This is a genomic window from Algoriphagus vanfongensis DSM 17529, assembly GCF_000429465.1.
GTDB classification, from domain to species: domain Bacteria; phylum Bacteroidota; class Bacteroidia; order Cytophagales; family Cyclobacteriaceae; genus Algoriphagus; species Algoriphagus vanfongensis.
The window spans coordinates 301,109-321,335 of record NZ_AUBX01000011.1 but is presented as its reverse complement, the minus strand read 5'-3'; the positions used below and the strand labels follow the sequence as shown (position 1 = coordinate 321,335).

Here is a 20,227-nt window from a genome sequence, read left to right as displayed (position 1 = left end):
AGTGATTACTCTCAAAAAGTAAGAACTTTTATAGGAGTAATGCAAAAGTCTAACGGGATATCGTGCGATTCGGCAGGTAGCCGCCCTTCCGGCTCAAAAAAGCTCATCCCCACCTTGACAGGAAGGTTTTGCAAGGAAGAAAAAAAGCGATCGTAATATCCTTTTCCAAAACCAATTCTCATTCCATAAAGGTCATAAGCCAGCAAAGGCACAAAAATCAACTCTAGTTCTTCAGGATTTTTATTCTCAAATATGGACGGAATCGGAATCCCCCAGGAATCATAGTGAAATGTGACACCGGCAGGAACAGAAACCGTCTTAAGATCCCCCGATGCTGGATCCACCAGAGAAGTAGAGACATCATAGCCATTGGCCCACAGAAAATCTAACAGCGGAAATGTATCAACTTCTCTTTGTGAGGCTATCGGAAGAAAAATATGAATTCGCTTCAGCTCATTCCTATCTTCCAAAAAGGACTTAGCACGCTCACAAACTTGCTGTGACAACCTTGCAGCTTCCTCATCAGAAAGTTGCCTGCGCCTTTTTTTATACTCTTGCCTGATCTGATCTTTGACTGATGTCATGGCTCCAGTACCATCATTCTAAAATCCAGCGGATCAAACAACTCATAGAGCTGCTCCACAAAACTCTGATCTTGAAGATAAAACTGCATCATATTCACTACTCGCTCTTGTGGACTCCCACCTGGAGCGATCCAGTCCTTCACAGCGTCAGCCCTGGCCAGATCGACATGCTGGCGTCGCTCCTCGGCTTTTCGTAGCTTATCACTCATCTGATCCAAAATCTTCAATGCCCTGGTCTTGGCGGACGCAAAAGAATCCTGAAGACTCTTCTCTAGCGCTGCTGCAGACTCACCTCTTTGATCAAATAGCTGGGCCAGCTGTTCCTTTTCTGCTTTCAGCTCAATATCTTCTTGCGCATGCTCTGCTACATGCTCTTTTTTCCATTGTTCGATATCACCAAATAATTCTGCAGGCTCCCATCCGAGTTGTCTCATCTTTTGTTGGGTCAACTTATCTAGAACCAAAGCAAAATTCCTTGGAAGTAAGATTGGAAAAGCTTGGTCAAAATGATCAAAAACTCCCTTCAATTGAAGCCAATAAACAACCTCTGCCGGACCTCCAAAATAAGCCAGATTGGGGAGAATCATTTCTTGATACAAAGGACGCAACACAACATTGGGGCTAAATTTCTCCGGGCTTTGCTCTATCAAAGCTTCCATTTCCGCTTGTGAAAAACTCAACTCAGTATTCAAAACTACAAATCGATCACCCTGTCGTTCTATTCTTTCTCGAATCCCAGCTTCTAAATAGAATAAATTGATTTCCCTTGGGAAAATCTGCCCGCCGTAACCCAAAGACTCCAGCGATTCAGTTTTAAGAGTTGCCTCCTTATGTGGTGTATGCTCAAAAAGATCCTCCCTGATTACGTGCTTGAAAACTGTCTTCAAGGCCGCATCATGTCCATCAACGATAAGCAACCCTTTTTTTCCAAAAAGATCGTGCACATATTTTCGTACAGCTTCCTTGAGGGTTTTGCTACTGGAGTAGGCGGACTTGAATACTTCTGGAATAAAACCAAGAGTTTTCAAATACTCCCTAAACCCTTCATCCAACACAAAATCGCCTACAGCTCCATGTTGATCTGAGTTCCATTGATACTTTTTGCCATCTAGCTTGAAGTAGTTGATCTCATCAAAATCATGATCCTCCGTCGCCATCCAATAGACTGGCACAAATCGATAAGCAGGATAAGCTGCATTTAACTGCTCTGCCAGTCGAATCGTGGAAACTATTTTATAAATAAAGTAAAGTGGTCCGGTAAATAAATTCAGTTGATGCCCGGTGGTGACTGTGAATGTCTTCTCGTCTGAAAGCTGACTCAAACTCGATTTTTCCTCTTCAAAAAGTTCTATCCCCTCGTACTGATTCTGCAAGCTTTGACAGAGAATCTTTCTTGTCTCTGGCGAAAAACTCTTATTCTCAATGGCCTTGGGAAAGCTTTCTAACGCTGGAAGATGACTATAAAAGGGCCGAAGCTCAGCTTTACCAGCTATATAATCCAAAAAAAATGAAGAAAACTGTCCTGTTTCATGGAGATCAATACAATGTTTTTTCATGGATGAGGGGATATGACTATCGTATGCAAACTGGATGAGGGATTCCAAAGTTCGATTTTTCGGCACAAAATACGACTGACTTACAGGAACGGGCTTGATCGCCTGGCTGAAATTTTCAGTTTTTGGAACATTCTCAGGCAATTTAGCTTTTCTTAGATTAATATCAGGTTAATCAAAAAAGATTAGCTTTGCCCCACAAATGATGCTTTCCTACGAACGGTTTTTTCTGGATAACGGACTTGAGGTGATCGTCCACGAAGATCAAAGCAGCAAAATGGCTGTTTTCAATCTACTCTATAAAGTAGGATCTCGAAATGAAATACCTGGCAAAACTGGTCTTGCTCATTTTTTTGAGCATTTGATGTTTGGCAGCTCTGCCAATGTACCGGTTTTTGACAGAGAACTGGAGCGTGTCGGAGGCAACTGTAATGCCTTCACCAGCCCGGACATCACCAACTACTATATGAACCTGCCAGCTGCCAATATAGAAACGGCGTTTTGGCTCGAATCAGACAGGATGCTCCAGCTGACCCTCACGGAAAAAACCATAGAGACACAGCGCAAAGTAGTCTTAGAAGAATACAAGCAGCGCTACCTCAACCAACCCTACGGAGAGGTCTGGCATCACCTCCGAGAGCTTGCCTATGAGACCCACCCCTATCGCTGGCCTACTATAGGTCAAACACCAGCGGACATCGAGGGCTACACCAGAGAAGACGTATGGGACTTTTACAAAAAACACTACGCACCTAACAATGCTATTTTGGTCATTGGTGGCGCAGTGAGTGCGGATCAGGTCAAGAAGCTCGCCGAAAAATGGTTTGGCCCTATCCCTCCCGCAATAAAAGAAACGCAACTAATCCCTATTGAAGGCCGCCAGCAATCCAAAAGAGAAAAAACCGTCAACTATCCAGTACCCACCGACGCGCTCTATAAAGCCTACAAAATGCCAGCGAAAGGCCAAAATGGTTTTATTGAAGCAGATTTGATATCGGATTTTCTTGGCTTCGGCAAATCTTCCATCCTAGAACAAAGGCTTGTTAAAAACGGAAAACTATTCGCCTCCGCTGGAGCCTATATCTTAGGTTCTTTAGATCCAGGATTATTGGTTTTCTCCGGAAAAATGGAAAAAGGTGTCTCTGCTCAAGAGGCAGTTCAGGCTTTGGATGAAGTGATCGCTGACTTCATGATTCAGGAATTGCCAGAGAGAGAGTTTCAAAAAGTAAAAAATCAAGGCAGAGCCATGAAAACCTATGAATCGATTCAATTGATCAATCGGGTGATGAATTTGGCTTTTTATGCCAATCTCGGTCATCCCGACTTATACTGGGATGAATATGAAAAAAAATCGCTGATTGGGCCTGATCATCTGAAATCTTGGTCTACCCAGATTCTGGATGAGTCCCAAGCATCTGTCCTATATTATCAAAGTAAGTAATATGAACGCATTTAGAATCGGATTTGGATACGATGTCCACCAGCTCCAGCCCGACTATGACTTTTGGCTAGGAGGCATCAAACTGGAGCATGAAAAAGGAGCTGTAGGACACTCGGATGCCGATGTGCTCATCCATGTCATCTGTGACGCCTTGCTTGGCGCAGCCAATATGCGAGATATCGGTTATCATTTTTCTGACAAAGACCCCAAATACAAAGGTATAGACAGCAAGCTCTTGCTGGCGGAAGTCATGAAACTCCTCCGGGAAGCTGGCTATGAGATAGGCAATTTGGATACGACCATTTGCCTGCAAAACCCAAAAGTCAATCCCCATATTCCCGCCATGAAATCCTGCTTGGCGGAAGTCATGAATATTCCGGAATCTTCTATTTCTATCAAAGCTACTACGACCGAATGGCTGGGTTTTGTGGGAAGAGAAGAAGGGGTATCTGCCTACTGTGTAGCCCTGATCTATCAAGTATGAGCAAGCCCATCAAAATCATCACCACGGAGGACGGGTCCCACTCCCTTTACCATGAAGAGCTGAAAGAAACTTATCATAGTTTTCACGGAGCCTATCGGGAATCCATTCACGTATTTATGCTCTATGGTCTCGATAGTTGGCTTGCCAAAAACCCCATGAAATATCCAATCCGGGTTTTTGAGGTGGGCTTTGGTACCGGACTCAATGCCTGGCTGACCTTGGTATGGGCGGAGCAAAATCAAATTCCTGTTTTATATCACAGCATAGAGCCTTTTCCACTAAGTGAGGAAATCTATTCACAGCTCAACTACATTGATCAAAACGACGGTATTTGGCACTATCACAAATATTTCGAAGCGCTACACAAACTACCTTGGAATGAAGGTGGGCCAGTTTCGGAATATTTCAATTTCAAAAAAGACCAAACGACGCTCCAGGATGCGCAGCTCTATCCGGCGGACATTGTGTTTTTTGACGCCTTTGCACCGAGCAAACAGCCTGAATTATGGGCTTTTGAGCAATTGAAGAAAGTTTCGGAAGCGATGAAATCCGGAGGACTGTTCACGACTTATTCAGCCTCAGGCCAGCTTAAGCGAGATTTAAAATCTTTGGGATTATTGGTAGAAAATCCTCCCGGCCCTCCCGGCAAAAAGGAAATGACGCAAGGCTGGAAAGAATAAGTTGTATTTGGTACAAGGATTGGAAATAATCCGGCAACCAACCTTTTACAACCGTGAAAACTGCCCTATTCTTTTGGATGCTTTTATTGCCACTTTCGATCAAAGCCAGTGAGGCTTTGGATCAGCTATTAGAGAAAAGACAACGCCTGCATCACGAGCTCAAAAATCAGGCACCTCAAGAGCTCTTTGGAATTCAGCTGGTCAACCAGGCTTCTGAGATCGCGATTCTACATCAGATCATGGATATAGACCATGCCATTATCCAAAAACTGAAGTTGAGAAACTCCATGGAAGATTCGCAGGTTTATTCCGATGCCAAGAAATACAAACAGATCGTGCTCTCTCAAGAAAAAGACATTCAGGCTCTGAAAGCAGCTCTTTCGAGAAAAAACCAGGAATACAACCAAGCGGGATTTGATATCAGAAAATACCAGCATGGCACATGGATATTCTTCCTGGGAATGCTTTTATTTTGCGGGCTCTATCTCAAGGACAAATTACACTTCAAAATAAGAAAAGGGGGAGTTCTTTCGTTGATCCCTTTTGAACCCCGATAAGCCATGACAATCTTAGTATTCCTTTTTTTAAGCTTTTTCTCCCCTCAATCTGACCAGCAAAATTCCGCCAAATTGGAGCATTTGGTCAATGAGAGACAGTCCCTTCACCAGCAATGGCAAGACTCTGAATCCAAAAAATCAGGGATTTTTGGCAACCGAACCAAAAAAGACATGAAGGAGACCAATGATTGGCTGGCGAGAATCATTGCCAAAGACAATCAAATCATCGAAGAACTGAAGCTGAGCGGAAAAATCGAAACCGCGGTGATCGGACAGGAAAAAGACGACTACAAAACCATCACACTCAGCCTGGAGCAAGATGTCCAAGCACTCAAAAGAGCTCTTGCCAAGCGAGACAAAAGCATAGAAACAATGAAGTCCACCCGAAGAACTTTCGAATGGACTACTTTGATTTTTTTCCTTACCACTTTGGGTTTGGGATATGGAATCTATCGGATGAAAAAAGGGGCTAAATAATCCAGCCCCCTAATTTTATCCTTTCAGTCTCGCAATCGGAGTCCTACCTCCTTTGGTCACCTGATCCATACCTACCAAAATCTCTGCATCGAGTGGAAGATACAAATCTACGCGGGACCCGAATTTGATAAACCCAAACTCACCGTTTTGCTCCAATTGATCTCCCTCGCCTACATACCACTTGATTCTCCGTGCCAAAGCTCCGGCAATCTGTCTCACCATGATCTGCGTTCCATTTTTCATCTGTAAAACCATGGAAGTTCGCTCATTTTCTGTACTGGACTTGGGATGCCAAGCCACTAGGTATTTCCCGGGGTGATATTTGAAAAAAGCCACCTTGCCAGCTACTGGAGAGCGATTGACATGGACATTGATGGGAGACATAAAAATAGAAACCTGCTTTCTTTTTTCTTTGAGAAACTCATCCTCCAAGGCCTCCTCAATCACTACCACTTTGCCATCTGCAGGGGCATAGACCAATGAATCGTCTTTGGGAAGCTGAAAGATGGGATTTCTGAAAAACTGAAGAATGATCAAATACAGGCCAATGCTGAGTAGCATACTGACATTCAGCCAAAATCTGGCATCAGGCAGAAAATAGTACAAAGCATAATTGGCTGCTACCAAAATGATCAGCAACCAAAATAATAAAACCCGTCCTTCGCGATGTATGGTCATAGTATAAAGATAAGAGGCGTAGAATTATTCCACGCCTCAAAGATAAGTGATTCTAGTTATTGACAAGAATTAGAAACCGCCACGATAGGTGTATGTTTTGGCCACTTTGTCGATTGCCACGATATAGGCAGCGATTCTCATCGGCACTTCATATTTGATGGATGCCTGATAGACATTTTCAAAAGCATCTTTCATGATTCGATCAGAGCGTCTATTCACCCGATCAGCCGTCCATTTGTATCCCAGTCGGTTTTGTACCCATTCGAAATATGAAACGGTTACCCCTCCTGCATTGGCCAAAATATCAGGCACAGCCATGATTCCTTTTTCATTGATGATGGCATCTGCTTTGGCTGAAGTCGGGCCATTGGCTCCTTCTACGATCAATTTAGCCTTGATGTCATCCACGTTTTTGGCAGTGATCACATCTTCTACTGCAGCTGGCACGAGCACATCTACGTCCAGAGTAAGTAGGTCTGCCGGATCTGTCATTTTATCTCCGCCGGTAAAGCCTTCCAGATGACCGCCATTGCCGTCTCTGAATTCGATTGCTTTGACGATATCTATACCTTTCTCATTGTAAAATGCTCCTGTATGATCAGAGATAGCTACGATTTTTAGACCTCTTTCTTCCAAAAGTCTTGCAGCCCATGAACCTACGTTTCCAAATCCCTGAACAGCACAAGTCGCTTGGAAAGGATTGATTTTCAACTTTTGCATCGCTGCCAAAGCTGAAACCATCACACCACGTCCGGTAGCTTCTGTTCTTCCCAGAGATCCTCCCAAAACGAGAGGCTTCCCAGTGACCACAGAGTTGACAGTCATCCCATGAGCTTTGGAATATTCATCCATGAGCCAGGCCATCTCTCTAGGGCCGGTTCCCATATCAGGAGCTGGAATATCCTTATCTGGGCCAAACACGTCGATCATAGACATGGTATAGGCACGCATCAGACGCTCGATTTCTCCCTTGGACATTTCACGCGGATTGCAGCGCACGCCGCCTTTACCACCTCCATAAGGAATGTCCACTACGGCACATTTCCAGGTCATCCATGCGGCTAGTGCTCGCACTTCGTCGATATGCACATCTGGCGCAAATCGGATACCGCCTTTGGCAGGACCTAGGATATTGGAATGAACCACTCGGATCCCTTCAAATACCTGAATCTTCCCATTGTCCATCGTGATGGGCAGGGAAACAATCACTTGACGGGCCGGGTTTTTCAATACGTTGTAAACCTCATCAGACAATCCCAGCTTTTCTGCTGCGATGTTGAATCGTTCCATCATTGACTCCAAAGGATTCTCTTTATCCTTGATCGGAGCCGGTTCAATGTAAGCCATATTGGGTCTTTATTAGTATGGTGAAATACGTTGCAATATTAAGTAGAATTTCAATTTTGCCTGCCGCTTATTAGAAGATTTTCAAAAAGGCCGTGATAAATGGGGCGGATAATAACAATCCGTCAAAACGGTCCATAAATCCTCCATGTCCTGGCAGCCCTGTTCCTGAGTCTTTGATTTCAATCGAGCGCTTGAAAAGAGACTCAATCAAGTCTCCGTAAGTGCCTGCGATAATGATGATCCCTGCTATCACCAGCCACTTCCAATCCTGAATCGAATGGAAATATCTAGCGATCAAAAAGGATACCGCAATCGCAGAAAAGGCGCCACCCAAAAATCCTTCCCAGGACTTCTTAGGAGATACTCTTTCAAACAATTTGGTCTTCCCAAACTTCGTCCCTGCGAAATAGGCTCCCGTGTCACTGGCCCATAGGATCAGCAGACAGCCTAAGATGATCTCATAATGGTAGACTTTGTCGACAGAAAATACTGCCAAGTTTAGCAGAGAAAACGGAACTGCCACATAAAAGATTCCCAAATAGGTAAATGCTACACCTGTAAAAGGCTTTTTATCTGTTTTCTTATAGAGCTTGATAAAAAAGGTCAACGAAACGATCGGAAAGATCAGCATCATGTATTCATTGGGAAACTGCTCCTTCTCGATCAGGAAGGTCAATGTAAACGTCAGCAAGCCTAAAAATGTCCCAAAGCTTTTCAAAGGAAGCATACCATCCAGGCCACAGAGTTTGTAGAATTCCATTTGAGCAAAACCCAAAATAGCTGCAAAAACAAGGAAATAGGTCCAGTCCGAATAGACGATCGCTGAGATCACCACCACTGCTCCCAAAGCTGCCGTAATGGCTCTTTGTCCCAGGTTACTGTAATTATTGATATTAAAACGTGATCTCATTCTGAATTAGATTGGTAGCCTGCAGGAGGTTTTCGCGGCTCACATGAACTTCATACGTTCCAAATACCTGATAGACCGTCTCCTTTTTGTTCAGCACTACTGCGGGGATATCATTTTCTTCCAAAATACCTTTGACGATCTCGGCACGGACTTGCATCTCACTTTCAAATACCTTAATCCAGTTCTCCATCAGCTAGGGGTTTTGTTTTTTTAAGATAAAAGATTCCAGCCATAAGCACCAAAAACCCGGCAATTGCCAAAGGGTAAGATATCGCATCCGTCGACTCTATGTCAAAATCTATCATGCCTTGATTGGCAAAGTAAACCATCAAAACAGTGAAAGTGTTATTGAAAATATGGGCCAAAATAGGATAAACCAAGCTTCCCGTATAGAAATACATGTAGCCAAACATCGCCCCTAGAAACATCCTCGGGAGAAAGCCATAAAACTGAACGTGTATAGCAGAGAAAATAAATGCGGTGATCCAGATTCCCCAATGCACCGAACCAGTATAGAGGTGCATTTTGGGCTGAAGGACGCCTCTGAAAAACATCTCCTCACCGATACCTGCAAAAACCCCAATGACCAATATCCCTACCAATAGCTCAGGAATAGACTGGAAATCGGTCAGAAACTTGGTCATTTCCATCAGCTGATCCTCCATGGATTTCATCCAGACCTCTATTTCAGACAAGGCCTCTGGCAAAACCAGTTGGGAGTTCCAGTAGACTAGAAGAGAATTGAAAAACATCCCCCCGACTGTCAGCAGAACTACTACCCAGAACTTTTTCCTGTCAAAGCGGGCAAGCTGCACATCCCAGCGCAAATTTGCTTTGTCTATCCAATGGATAATCATCCAGGAGGTCAGCCAGAAGCCAATTCCTGAACCCAATCCTTGAATAAAAAGCATGGCCATACGTCCATTGGGTACCGAAGAATCTCCTGACATCAAGGCCATGATCTCTTCTAAAGTGATGTGAAATAGTGGAACTGCCAAAGCCAAAGCAATCGCCTGCAATAAAATCAGGGCTCCCAATGACACTAAAACAATGACTACCAGCGACAAAAGCCAGCTCTTTCTTTTGGCTATTTCTGTGTGAGTTTCGTAAATCTCCATATTTGGACGTAAATTTACGCCAAATTTAGAATAAGCAGTGGTAAAGATAGGAAACTTAGAGTTGGGAGACTTCCCCTTGTTGCTGGCACCTATGGAGGATGTGAGTGATCCACCCTTCCGGGCAGTGTGCAAGCAAAACGGGGCTGATTTGATGTATACCGAATTTATCAGTTCGGAAGGGCTGATCCGTGATGCTGCCAAAAGCGTGCAAAAACTGGATATTTTCGATTACGAAAAACCTATTGGGATTCAGATTTTTGGCAATGAGATCCAGTCCATGCGGGAGGCAGCGGCCATCGTAGAGGAGGCGCAACCGGATATTTTGGATATCAACTACGGCTGCCCCGTCAACAAAGTCGCCTGCAAAGGGGCCGGAGCCGGAATCCTACTTGACATTGACAAAATGGTCTCCATGACTGCGGAAATCGTCAAAGCTGTCAAAATCCCCGTGACTGTGAAAACCCGTTTGGGATGGGACAATGATACCATTCGGATCGTGGAAGTGGCCGAAAGACTGCAAGACGTAGGCATACAAGCCATCAGTATCCATGCCCGCACCAGAAAGCAGATGTACAAAGGTGAAGCTGACTGGTCTTACCTCAACTTGGTGAAAGACAATCCAAGACTGCATATACCGGTCTTTGGCAATGGCGATATCGACACCCCAGAAAGAGCTGCCGAATACAAGGCCAAATACAATGTAGACGGCATGATGATCGGGAGAGCATCTATCGGTTACCCATGGATATTCAATGAAATCAAGCATTTTTTGGAAACTGGCGAAAAACTGGCACCTCCTACCTTGGATGAGCGGATAGCCGTCGCTAAAAAACACCTAGACTTCTCTGTGGAATGGAAAGGTGAAAAGCTTGGAATCCTGGAAATGAGGAGGCATTACACGAATTATTTCCGAGGGATGCCCAACTTCAAGCAATACCGTACTGAAATGGTCACCACGGAAAGCTATGAGCAAGTCTGTGAAATTCTCGACGAGGTGGCACGCACCTATGCCGATTATGAATTTTCGCTATAAATCAAATGGCCTTGGAAAAATTTCCAAGGCCATCATTTTTTTGGAACATTTCTAATCCGAATTTGCTTCTTTTGCCTAAGACCTAAACTCTTTTGGAATGGCGAATGCAAATTCTGAAAACAGCCTCACTAACTGGACCTACCTCCTCATCCTCGCTTTGATCTGGGGAAGTTCCTTTATTTTGATCAAAAGAGGCTTGGTTATCTTTTCCCCCGGAGAACTTGGCGCCTATCGAATCGTGGCCGCGGCTACCTTCCTTTTGCCGCTTTCCCTTCCCAAGGTCAAAAAACTAACGAGTATTCAAATCCAAAACCTCATTTTGGTGGGATTAGTGGGAAGCTTTATTCCTGCATTTCTTTTTGCAAAAGCTCAAACTCAGCTTTCCAGTTCCTTGACCGGGGTCTTGAATGCACTCACTCCACTATTTGTGGTCTTGGTGGGTTGGATTTTCTTTGGATCAAAGATCACCCGACAAAACGCCTTCGGTTTGGCCATTGCATTTTTGGGAGTCAGCGTTTTGGTTTTGGTCAAAGACGGAGTCAATATCGGCTCTCTACAAGGCTTCAATGCTTATGCTCTTTTTGTGATTTTAGCATGCACCTGCTATGGATTCAACCTCAACCTGATTAAGTATCGATTCGTCGAACTCAAACCGGTGGAAATAACCGCCATTTCCCTCTTGATGGTATTGCCTCTTGCTCTGATCTACTTGATGGCAGGCACTCAGTTTGCCTATAAACTCGCCAATGTGCCCGGCGCTTGGCAAGCCTTTGGCTACGTGAGTCTTTTGGGGATCTTGGGCACTGCCTTGGCATTGATTTTATTCAACATGCTAGTCAAGACAGCCAGTCCGATTTTCGCCAGTTCGGTGACTTATTTGATTCCGATAGTTGCGATTCTCTGGGGTGTTTGGGACGGAGAAGTTCTCCTATGGAGTCATTATTTAGGTTTTGCTGCAGTCATCTTCGGTGTCTGGGTAGGCAATCGTAAAAAACCCACAATAAAATCCTAGGTATTATTTCATCTGATAATCTCCGTTGGCATATGAGGCTACAATACTACTATTCGGTGTTTTGCAATTATCTGGAAAATCATAAAACACAATGCAATCAGGTAGTCCATTTTTAAAAATTACACGAGCCCAACCCTGACTATTTCCCATAAAACCAGAAAACTTATAATCTGCCTGAATAGCTGTAGGTCTTCCCTGATTATCATTTCCCTGAACTCTTACTCCACTTATACTTCCTTTTTCATACCTATTGAATGCCCAAGTTCTAGCTTGATCCGCTACAAGCTCATCCAACAACCTTTTAAAATCCTGGGGGCCCGTAGGCCCGCCATCCTTCTTCATTTGTTGGTATTTGCTGATTGTTTCCAGTCGCTCAGGAGCCCTCCCCGATGCAAAACTTCTCAGATTAGTTGCAAACCTCTCCAAAGCGGAAGCATTACATGGGTTAAGGTTAAAGAAAACATTCATATCCCCTACTAGACCTTTTGCCTGATGCACTTTATCCAGTGAGTTACCGATGGAGTTAGGATTGGTCATTTCCTCCAAGGTGGTTGAAAAAATATTCATCGCATGCTCCTTTTCCATTTGGAGCTGAGTCTGATACATCTCTGGGTCAGCAAATATCCCACTTCCTACAGCCTCATATTCCACACAAACTCTGCTCACTTCCATGCCATTTTCAGTGGTCACTTCTTCCCTCACGCAAATCAGATCCATAATTTCCACCTTATTATCCGGCAAGTTTGTAGGACATGCAGCACCAAATGTCCTAAGGTATTTGGAATAAATCATGAGAAAAATCTGACTATCCTTGGCAAGCTCGACATGTTCAAAGTGCCCACGATAGATGTAATCATAAAATTCAGCAAAGTATAACCCATCGGTATTCAGCTCATCTTCTTTCAGATCTCTCTTAGAAGACACATCCTCACTCGGAGGTTTTGGGGAATCCACAGCCTGCGTACAAAGGAATAGAAAAACACAAGTCGAAAACTTTGAAATCAGTGAAAGCATGATAAATAAAGTTTGAGATTTCAGGATTTAAAAAAAGAACTTGAATTACTGACTAACTGTATCGTCAAGTTTCAAACAAAAGGCTCACTCATCTCCCCCACCGACCACCTAGCTTAAAATCAACAACTTAAACCTAAGACATTGAAAGTTTTAAGTTTCAAAAAAATGTCGTTAACACCAAGGTCTAATCCCTTTATATTTAAAAAATCAGTGGCCGCCCATCCTTTGACGCCAAGCATATGCCAACTTGGGCAGCTGCTGATAGCTGTTGATTCCAGCTTTGACTCCCTGTGTTTTTAAGAAAAGATCATTTGTCTTCCGGCTCAACTCGATCGAAAAAGCCTGATATTTTTCACTTTCTTCCTGAATAGACCGAATATCGTTGAGAACCCCCGGCTCCAAGGTTTTCAGCCAAATCTTGTAGCGATCTGGATCCATCCGGTAATAATCCCGTATCTGATACAATAGCAACCTCAAGTGAGCTGAGTACCGCAGCAATGGGTCTTCGGAATTGGAACAAATCACCCAAGCAATGAAATTCGCCTCTCCCTCATCAGTCACTCCATAACTGTGCGCCATCTCATGCGCCACTGTGAACGGCTGCTCCAGAGGATGAAGAGAGGGATCTATATAACTTTCCCCTGTGTATGGGAAATATATCCCCAAAATCCCCATTCGCCTCATAAAACCCGGTGGCGGAAATTGTTTCGTTCTCGGCTTCCCTGTAAAGTTAAGCCCCAGCATATCCAGGTTTTCGCCCATATTAGATCTCACTACTCTTTCGAGATCTTGATAAGAAATAATCCCAACAATAGCAGACGTATCTTGTGAAATCAAGCTGCGGGACTGAACCAATAAGCGCTGGGTGATCAAAATCTCCGATTCTACCTGCTCTAGATTCAGTGCTACGGGAGTCAGAGACAACTGCTGAAAAATTGGAGTTCGCTGATAATTGAATCCCCACAAAACCAAAAAAAAGAATACTAAGGCTCCGGCAGCATTCAACAAAGACCGTAAGGTAAAAAACAGTTTGGGCTTCCAACCATGTTTTTTTAAAAATCTCCTGATAAAAAGCCCCAATAGCAGCAATACGGACAGGATAAAAATATAAACGCTAGGGAATGGAAGATTCCCTAGCGTCATGTCGATTACATTCCGGATGACCGGAAAGAATTTTCTGGAATAAATCTCATCTGTAGCCTCTGGGTGATCAGACGCAATCCAACGAATACCTAGGACCAACAGCCCTAAAATCGTCCACGACCAGTCCTTTTTACCCATAGAAAATCAAATGCCTTCTGCCTCTACTTCCTTCACTTCAGGAAGCATACGGGTGAGTAGGTTTTGGATTCCGGCCTTCAGAGTGATCGTACTGGATGGGCATCCTGAGCAGGAGCCTTGAAGCAATACTTTCACAATTCCGTCCTTGAATGAATGAAAAACAATTGCCCCTCCGTCTTGCTCAACGGCTGGCCGAATGTACTCATCCAAGATTCCTTTGATTTTTTTGACCGTCTCCGAATCGTTTTCATCAAAAAGAGGATCCTTGTCAAAGCTAGCCTGAACTGGGCTCTTGCCTGCCTCAAGATAGCCTTTGATATGATCTCGGATGACACTTTGTATTTCAGGCCATTCTACCTCTTCCGACTTGGTCACTGTCACAAAGTTAGAAGCGATAAACACCCGCTGAACAGCCGCAAAATTGAACAATTCTTTAGCCAAAGGACTGTTTTCAGTGCTTTTCTCATCTGGATAGTCAAAGCTCAATCCATCCTCGACGAGCATGAAATTGGCTACAAACTTCAGTGAATTGGGATTGGGATTTGCCTCCATGTAGAGGTGAACCGGTTTCGCTTGTGCTTTTAGCATCAGTCTGTACGTTTTTTGAATTAAACCCTAAGCAGGCGTAATAGTTCCTGCAAAGGTAAAATCCTTTTTGGATTAATTCATGGGCTCACCGGTAGCGGCATACCAAATGCCCCCATTCAGATGCTTCATAAAATCAGCATCCTGGAATGCAGACTCCACATGTCCCAGCGCGGTATAGAAGACACGACCACCGTCAAACTCATGGTACCAAGCCATCGGATGGTTTTCTCCATTCCCTTTGGCTGGCTTGTAGGTGCTTTCATCAGCTTTGATCAGCACATTGATATCAGGGTTGATATCTCTGAACTCATACAGCTCATCGTACCACATCCAGTTTTTAGGCAGGTGCCAGGTAGCCGGGTGGTTTTGATCCACTACTTCTAGGCGCAAGGTCTGCTGGGCCGGATGGGTCAGGAAGTATGCTCCGATCATTTTATTGTACCAAGGCCATTCGTATTCCGTATCTGTAGCAGAGTGGATCCCTACCACTCCTTTTCCACTTTGCACAAATCTTTGAAAAGCAGCCTTCTGCTCCTCATTAAGGATCGTCCCAGTAGTAGAGGCCAAAATGACCACATCGTATTTTTCAAGATTTTCGTCGGTAAAAGCCCCAGCATCTTCCGTAGCATAGACACCAAATCCCTGCGCTCTTCCTAGACTTTTGAGTGCAGAAACCATCTCAGGGATGGATTGGTGACGAAATCCCGCAGTCTTGCTGAATACAAGTGCACGAAACTGCTGAGCCGAAGCCATGAAGGTCAAGCTAAAGAACAGGATAAATCCAGAAAGGATAATTTTCAATTTCATAGGTTTTGGGTTAGAACTAGTGAATCCCGAAAATACAAAAACTCAGGAGCTGAGAACCACTTTTTTTATAATCGGATAGTAGGAGGAAATTTATACGGCTGACCGACTCATATTCTGGCTAAAAGCTCCTGAATCACTCGGGCCATTACCGGTTCTGCGACAGCAGATGCTCGGAGCACGTCTGCTATGTCTATTTTCTTGATTTTACCTTCTACTCCCAAGTCAGTGATTGCAGACAGTCCAAAGACTTCCATTCCTGCCTGATTGGCTACAATGACCTCAGGCACTGTGCTCATCCCTACCGCATCTGCTCCAATGATCCGCAAGTACTTGTATTCAGCTTTTGTCTCCAAGTTAGGCCCAGTCACTCCTGCATATACTCCAGTATGTAGCTTTACTCCCATTTGCTCTCCTATCTCAAGCGCCAACTCGATCAATCTGGAAGAATATGCCTCACTCATATCGGGAAACCTCGGCCCAAATTCTTCCGGATGAACGCCTCGAAGGGGATTTTCTGGAAATAAATCAATATGATCTGATATCAGCATCACATCGCCGACTTCCTGAGCAGGATTGAGTCCTCCGCAAGCATTGGAAACAATCAGCCGTTTGGCACCAAGAGCTCGCATGACTCTGACTGGAAATGTCACCTGCTTCATGCTGTAGCCCTCATAATAATGAAAGCGTCCTTTCATGGCGACTACCTTTTTGCCAGACAGCGTACCAAAGATCAATTTGCCGGAGTGACTCTCTACCGTAGAGATAGGGAAATGAGGAATTTCGGCATAGTCGACCTCGAACTCGATCTGAATATGATCTCCCAATTTCCCGAGTCCTGTCCCCAAGATGATGAGGTTTTCAGGACTTCCAGAATAGAGATTTTTCAGAAATTGGGCTGCTTCGGTGATTTGAGTAAGATAATTCATAGAGTAAAAATGCTTTCAAACAAAGATATTAATATTGCTCTATCTTAGAACTTTCGTGTACAGGAAGGGTTCCCTTTCTCCAAAAATATTCAAATGATCAAGATCATCGTCGGCACCAACCGTCCCAATTCCGTCTCCAAAATACTAGCTGAAACCTATCAGGAAATTCTCCTTAGCAAAGGAGCTGAGTCAGAAATATTGGAGTTGGAGGATTTGCCTGGAGACTTTATCCATACGGCGCTTTATGACAACAATGGGAAAAACGAAAGCTACAATGCTTTTCACAAGCGAATTGCCTCCGGAAAAAAGTTTGTCTTCATCGTACCGGAATATAATGGCTCTTTCCCGGGAGTATTGAAAACTTTTATCGACGGGATGACCTACCCCAATACGTTTAAAAATAAAAAGGCCGCACTAGTCGGCCTTTCATCTGGTATCGGCGGAGGTGGCATCGCTTTGAGCCACCTCACCGACATATTCCATTACCTGGGCATGCATGTTCTTGCTCTCAAGCCAAAACTGGCTAAAATAGAGCAGAATATGTCAGATAACCTGCTCACCAACAGGTTGTATTCAGAACTACTACATACCCAAGCAGAGATGTTGCTTGACTTTTAGGACTTAGTCCACATTGTCATGCAAAAATCTGTTGTTTCCTAGGATTTCATTGTCATCACTGACATTGAACTTGCTGATGTTGTTTTCAGAACTATGCGCAGGCTCATTGAGCGTGATGTTTTTTCTCATGTAAGCTGGCACTTCCATCTTTTCTTTCAACTCTTCCGGAGTCGGATTGAATGAACGTGTTCCTTTTAGCTTTTGAAATCTCTCATGAGCTCTCTGAATCGCCTTTTGCTTCATCTGCTCATAGTAGTCATTGGCATAAGCTGGTTTTACCGGCTCCTGCTCTGCTACTGGCTCAGGTGCTTTTTGCTCTTCTGGCTCCTCTTCATATAGGTCATGCACGATCTTCTCCGGCTGTGATGGCTTTACCTCTTGCTTCTTCTCAGCGCGATTGGTAAAATCAAACGTGAACGTTTCCTGTCTTGGCTTTTCTACTTCTTGCTCCGGCTCTTGCTTTGCAGGAGTAGGCTCAGGATTCACCGCTTCAGGCTGTGGAGCAGCTGGCTGAACTGGCGCTTTTGGAGTCGGGGTGCTGAAAACAAATGTTGTTCCATTACTGATCGGCTCTTCTTTCACTTTCTCAGACTTACCTGAGTCCAAGTTGATCACCGTTTTGACTTCCTCTTCGGGAGCTGGAGCAGGCTTCACTGCTTCAACAGGTGCGGCCACGGGCTGAGGTGCTGCTTGCACTTCAGGCTTGGTATTGGCACCCGCCAATTTATCCATTTCAAAACCTGTAGCGATGACAGTTACACGGATCGCAGAGCCTAGTTCCTGATCAATTCCTTGGCCAAAGATCACTTCCGCATTGTCACCCGCTTTCTCTTGGATGTATTCAGTGATCTCGCTCAACTCATCCATAGACAGTTCTTCGTCCTCGCCTGACATGATGGAAAGAAGAATTTTCTGAGCGCCTTTGATATCGACATTGTTTAGCAAAGGAGAAGAAATAGCCGCTCCGGCAGCGCGGATCGCACGTCCTTCGCCTTCTTCTGTAGAAGAGCCCATCACTGCAGCTCCGGCGTCTTTCATGACTGTCTTTACATCCTCAAAATCAACGTTGACATCCTGATGGATTGTGATGATCTCTGCGATTGACTTCGCAGCTGTTGTCAAGATATCATCAGCCTTACCAAAGGCTGTTCTGATGGCCAAGTTGCCATAGATCTCTCTCAACTTGTCATTCAGAATCACCAAGACAGTATCACAGCTTTCACGCAAAGCTTCGATCCCGTTTTGAGCCACGGTCATCTTTTTTCTACCCTCAAACATAAATGGAGCAGTCACGATACCCACGGTCAGGATATTGAGTTCTTTGGCGATTTTGGCGATGATCGGTGCTGCACCGGTACCGGTTCCGCCACCCATTCCAGCTGTGATAAATACCATTTTGGTGTTGTCTGCCAAAAGCTCTCTGATCTCGTCCTGAGACTCAATCGCAGCATTTTTTCCTTGCTCAGGATTGGCTCCTGCACCTAGGCCTTCGGTTAAGTTGGCACCCAACTGAAGTCTAAGTGGTACTGGACTGGATTTCAAAGCTTGAGCGTCGGTATTGACTACCACAAACTCCACGTCTTTGATCCCTTGGCTAAACATGTGGTTGACGGCATTGGAGCCACCACCACCTACGCCAATTACTTTGATAATTGACTTTTGATTCTTCGGAAGGTCGAATCTGTAATCTTTCATGTTATCTGACATATTTATTTATTTGGTGAACTAGTTTTCTGTTTTTGAGTAAAGGGGAAAATCAGGGAAATAAGTAGCAAGGCCAATTATCTCCCCCAATCATAAGCCCTAGTAATTAGTATCGTCTCCTATATCATCGTGGATGATGCTTTTCAGCCGGTCCCCGATATTTCGGAAAATGTCTTTTGGATTAAATTCTTTTCTTGGCTGGCTGATCTGTACTCCAGAGTTGGCCACTCGGTTATTGTAGATGTTATCCCTATCATCCAAAGCTTTGAAGCCTGCCAACACCAAACCTACTGAGGTGGCATACATTGGACTTTTGACTTCTTCGATTACTGATTTGCCCAAGTGCTCATTTGGATAGCCGATGCGGGTATCCAAGCCTGTCATGTATTCGAATAGCTGAGAAATAAATTGCAACTGAGACCCACCACCGGTGATCACAATTCCCCCAGCCAGCTTTTTGTAATGACCGCTTTGCATGATTTCGTTTTGGACGATCTCGATGATCTCCTCCATTCTCGCCTGAATAATTGAAGCAAGATTTCTGATTGAGATTTCTTTCGGAGGTCTATTTCTCAAACCAGGAATAGATACGATTTCGTTAGGGTTAGCTTCTTCAGCGATTGCTTTTCCAAATCTGGTTTTCAGCAATTCAGCTTGGTTTTGCATCACCATACAGCCTTCTTTGATGTCTTTGGTGATGATATTTCCTCCCAAAGGAATCACAGCGGTATGACGGATAATATTTTCGTAGAAAATCGCAATGTCGGTCGTACCGCCACCGATATCCACGAGGCAAACACCTGCTTCTTTTTCTTCATCACTGAGTACGGAAAGCGAACTGGCCAAAGGCTCTAAAATCAACTGCTTGGAAGTCAATTCTGCTCTTCTGACACATCGATTGATGTTATTGATCGCGGTAGTCTGGGCGGTGATGATATGGAAATCAGCTTCCAATCGCTGTCCAGACATGCCTACAGGATCCTTGATTCCACCTTCATAGTCAACGGTGTAGTCCTGAGGCATCACGTGAATGATTCTGTTACCGGGAGGAACCAAGATATTTTCCATCTCTGAGGAAAGCCTTCTCACATCCTCCACCGTGATCTCATCATCGGTAGGAGAGCGCATGATACTTCCACTCTGAATCTTGCTTTGGATATGCTGTCCCGCTATGCCGACGATCACCTCACCAATCTCCACCTCTGCCATATCGGAAGCGTCTTCCACTGCTTTTTGGATCGCATGAACTGTCTTGTCAATGTTGGTCACCACTCCACGGTCTACTCCGTCTGAGACAGCCTTACCCATCCCGAGAACTTCTAGTTTTCCGTATTCATTTTTGCGACCCACAATGGCACAAATCTTTGTAGTCCCGATATCCAGTCCTACGATTAGTTTTTCATTTTCCATATCCA

General features: G+C 44.4%; 22 protein-coding genes. 8 read left to right on the top strand and 14 right to left on the bottom strand.

The window, feature by feature from the left end; all coding sequences use genetic code 11:
- Positions 1 to 11 precede the first annotated feature (11 nt).
- Positions 12 to 584 (bottom strand): 5-formyltetrahydrofolate cyclo-ligase, encoded by a 573-nt coding sequence (locus G460_RS0110395; protein ID WP_026955296.1) that lies wholly within the window; start codon positions 582 to 584, stop codon positions 12 to 14.
- Positions 581 to 2,140 carry a bacillithiol biosynthesis cysteine-adding enzyme BshC gene (gene bshC / locus G460_RS0110390; RefSeq protein ID WP_026955295.1) on the bottom strand — a complete coding sequence of 520 codons (1,560 nt, stop codon included), beginning with the start codon at positions 2,138 to 2,140 and terminating at the stop codon, positions 581 to 583. Before bshC ends, G460_RS0110395 begins: the two co-directional genes overlap by 4 nt.
- A 202-nt stretch (positions 2,141 to 2,342) precedes the next feature.
- On the opposite strand from bshC, the gene G460_RS0110385 reads away from it, so the two are divergent.
- The 5 genes from G460_RS0110385 to G460_RS0110365 are packed head-to-tail and all read left to right on the top strand — an operon-like array spanning position 2,343 to position 5,776.
- Positions 2,343 to 3,578: a M16 family metallopeptidase gene (locus G460_RS0110385; RefSeq protein WP_026955294.1), complete on the top strand. Its 1,236-nt coding sequence runs from the start codon at positions 2,343 to 2,345 to the stop codon at positions 3,576 to 3,578.
- Position 3,579: 1 nt separating this feature from the next.
- On the top strand, positions 3,580 to 4,062 hold the full coding sequence (ispF, locus tag G460_RS0110380) for a 2-C-methyl-D-erythritol 2,4-cyclodiphosphate synthase (protein WP_026955293.1): 483 nt from the start codon (positions 3,580 to 3,582) through the stop codon (positions 4,060 to 4,062).
- The gene (gene mnmC2, locus G460_RS0110375; RefSeq protein ID WP_026955292.1) at positions 4,059 to 4,742 is read left to right on the top strand and encodes a tRNA (5-methylaminomethyl-2-thiouridine)(34)-methyltransferase MnmC2; all 684 of its coding nucleotides are present in this window, start codon (positions 4,059 to 4,061) and stop codon (positions 4,740 to 4,742) included. Before ispF ends, mnmC2 begins: the two co-directional genes overlap by 4 nt.
- Before the next feature lie 53 nt (positions 4,743 to 4,795).
- Entirely contained in the window at positions 4,796 to 5,299 is a 504-nt protein-coding gene (locus tag G460_RS0110370; protein ID WP_157366909.1) for a hypothetical protein, read from the top strand.
- Positions 5,300 to 5,302: 3 nt separating this feature from the next.
- Positions 5,303 to 5,776 carry a hypothetical protein gene (locus tag G460_RS0110365; protein ID WP_026955290.1) on the top strand — a complete coding sequence of 158 codons (474 nt, stop codon included), beginning with the start codon at positions 5,303 to 5,305 and terminating at the stop codon, positions 5,774 to 5,776.
- A gap of 15 nt (positions 5,777 to 5,791) precedes the next feature.
- On the opposite strand, the gene G460_RS0110360 is transcribed toward G460_RS0110365, so the two are convergent.
- The 5 genes from G460_RS0110360 to G460_RS0110340 form a co-directional block, all read right to left on the bottom strand.
- On the bottom strand, positions 5,792 to 6,454 hold the full coding sequence (locus G460_RS0110360) for a phosphatidylserine decarboxylase family protein (protein ID WP_026955289.1): 663 nt from the start codon (positions 6,452 to 6,454) through the stop codon (positions 5,792 to 5,794).
- 69 nt (positions 6,455 to 6,523) lie between these two features.
- A complete protein-coding gene (locus G460_RS0110355) occupies positions 6,524 to 7,801 on the bottom strand; it encodes a Glu/Leu/Phe/Val family dehydrogenase (protein WP_026955288.1) in 1,278 nt (425 codons plus the stop codon).
- Positions 7,802 to 7,871: 70 nt separating this feature from the next.
- Positions 7,872 to 8,711, bottom strand: coding sequence for a phosphatidate cytidylyltransferase (locus tag G460_RS0110350; protein WP_026955287.1), 840 nt, complete (start codon positions 8,709 to 8,711; stop codon positions 7,872 to 7,874).
- On the bottom strand, positions 8,695 to 8,901 hold the full coding sequence (locus tag G460_RS0110345; protein ID WP_026955286.1) for a putative signal transducing protein: 207 nt from the start codon (positions 8,899 to 8,901) through the stop codon (positions 8,695 to 8,697). The genes G460_RS0110350 and G460_RS0110345 overlap by 17 nt, the downstream gene beginning before the upstream one ends.
- Positions 8,885 to 9,829 (bottom strand): CPBP family intramembrane glutamic endopeptidase, encoded by a 945-nt coding sequence (locus G460_RS0110340; protein ID WP_026955285.1) that lies wholly within the window; start codon positions 9,827 to 9,829, stop codon positions 8,885 to 8,887. The genes G460_RS0110345 and G460_RS0110340 overlap by 17 nt, the downstream gene beginning before the upstream one ends.
- A gap of 37 nt (positions 9,830 to 9,866) precedes the next feature.
- On the opposite strand from G460_RS0110340, the gene dusB reads away from it, so the two are divergent.
- Both dusB and G460_RS0110330 read left to right on the top strand, forming a co-directional pair.
- The gene (gene dusB, locus G460_RS0110335; RefSeq protein ID WP_026955284.1) at positions 9,867 to 10,862 is read left to right on the top strand and encodes a tRNA dihydrouridine synthase DusB; all 996 of its coding nucleotides are present in this window, start codon (positions 9,867 to 9,869) and stop codon (positions 10,860 to 10,862) included.
- 97 nt (positions 10,863 to 10,959) lie between these two features.
- Positions 10,960 to 11,874, top strand: coding sequence for a DMT family transporter (locus G460_RS0110330; RefSeq protein ID WP_026955283.1), 915 nt, complete (start codon positions 10,960 to 10,962; stop codon positions 11,872 to 11,874).
- A gap of 3 nt (positions 11,875 to 11,877) precedes the next feature.
- Here G460_RS0110330 and G460_RS21755 read toward each other — a convergent pair whose 3' ends face one another.
- The 5 genes from G460_RS21755 to G460_RS0110305 all read right to left on the bottom strand — a co-directional run bounded on the left by G460_RS21755 (position 11,878) and on the right by G460_RS0110305 (position 16,490).
- Positions 11,878 to 12,888 (bottom strand): hypothetical protein, encoded by a 1,011-nt coding sequence (locus tag G460_RS21755; RefSeq protein ID WP_211226748.1) that lies wholly within the window; start codon positions 12,886 to 12,888, stop codon positions 11,878 to 11,880.
- A gap of 207 nt (positions 12,889 to 13,095) precedes the next feature.
- Positions 13,096 to 14,169 (bottom strand): DUF3810 domain-containing protein, encoded by a 1,074-nt coding sequence (locus G460_RS0110320; RefSeq protein WP_026955282.1) that lies wholly within the window; start codon positions 14,167 to 14,169, stop codon positions 13,096 to 13,098.
- Positions 14,170 to 14,175: 6 nt separating this feature from the next.
- Positions 14,176 to 14,757 (bottom strand): NifU family protein, encoded by a 582-nt coding sequence (locus G460_RS0110315; RefSeq protein WP_026955281.1) that lies wholly within the window; start codon positions 14,755 to 14,757, stop codon positions 14,176 to 14,178.
- Between the two features lie 72 nt (positions 14,758 to 14,829).
- Positions 14,830 to 15,564, bottom strand: coding sequence for a ThuA domain-containing protein (locus G460_RS0110310; RefSeq protein ID WP_026955280.1), 735 nt, complete (start codon positions 15,562 to 15,564; stop codon positions 14,830 to 14,832).
- Between the two features lie 107 nt (positions 15,565 to 15,671).
- Positions 15,672 to 16,490 (bottom strand): purine-nucleoside phosphorylase, encoded by an 819-nt coding sequence (locus tag G460_RS0110305; RefSeq protein WP_026955279.1) that lies wholly within the window; start codon positions 16,488 to 16,490, stop codon positions 15,672 to 15,674.
- A gap of 93 nt (positions 16,491 to 16,583) precedes the next feature.
- Here G460_RS0110305 and G460_RS0110300 point away from each other — a divergent pair, with 93 nt between their 5' ends.
- Positions 16,584 to 17,108: an NADPH-dependent FMN reductase gene (locus G460_RS0110300; RefSeq protein ID WP_026955278.1), complete on the top strand. Its 525-nt coding sequence runs from the start codon at positions 16,584 to 16,586 to the stop codon at positions 17,106 to 17,108.
- A 3-nt stretch (positions 17,109 to 17,111) separates the two neighbouring features.
- Here the strand turns inward: G460_RS0110300 and ftsZ are convergent, their stop codons facing one another.
- Both ftsZ and ftsA read right to left on the bottom strand, forming a co-directional pair.
- Positions 17,112 to 18,803 carry a cell division protein FtsZ gene (ftsZ, locus tag G460_RS0110295; protein ID WP_026955277.1) on the bottom strand — a complete coding sequence of 564 codons (1,692 nt, stop codon included), beginning with the start codon at positions 18,801 to 18,803 and terminating at the stop codon, positions 17,112 to 17,114.
- Between the two features lie 108 nt (positions 18,804 to 18,911).
- The gene (gene ftsA, locus G460_RS0110290) at positions 18,912 to 20,222 is read right to left on the bottom strand and encodes a cell division protein FtsA (protein ID WP_026955276.1); all 1,311 of its coding nucleotides are present in this window, start codon (positions 20,220 to 20,222) and stop codon (positions 18,912 to 18,914) included.
- Between the last annotated feature and the right edge of the window lie 5 nt (positions 20,223 to 20,227).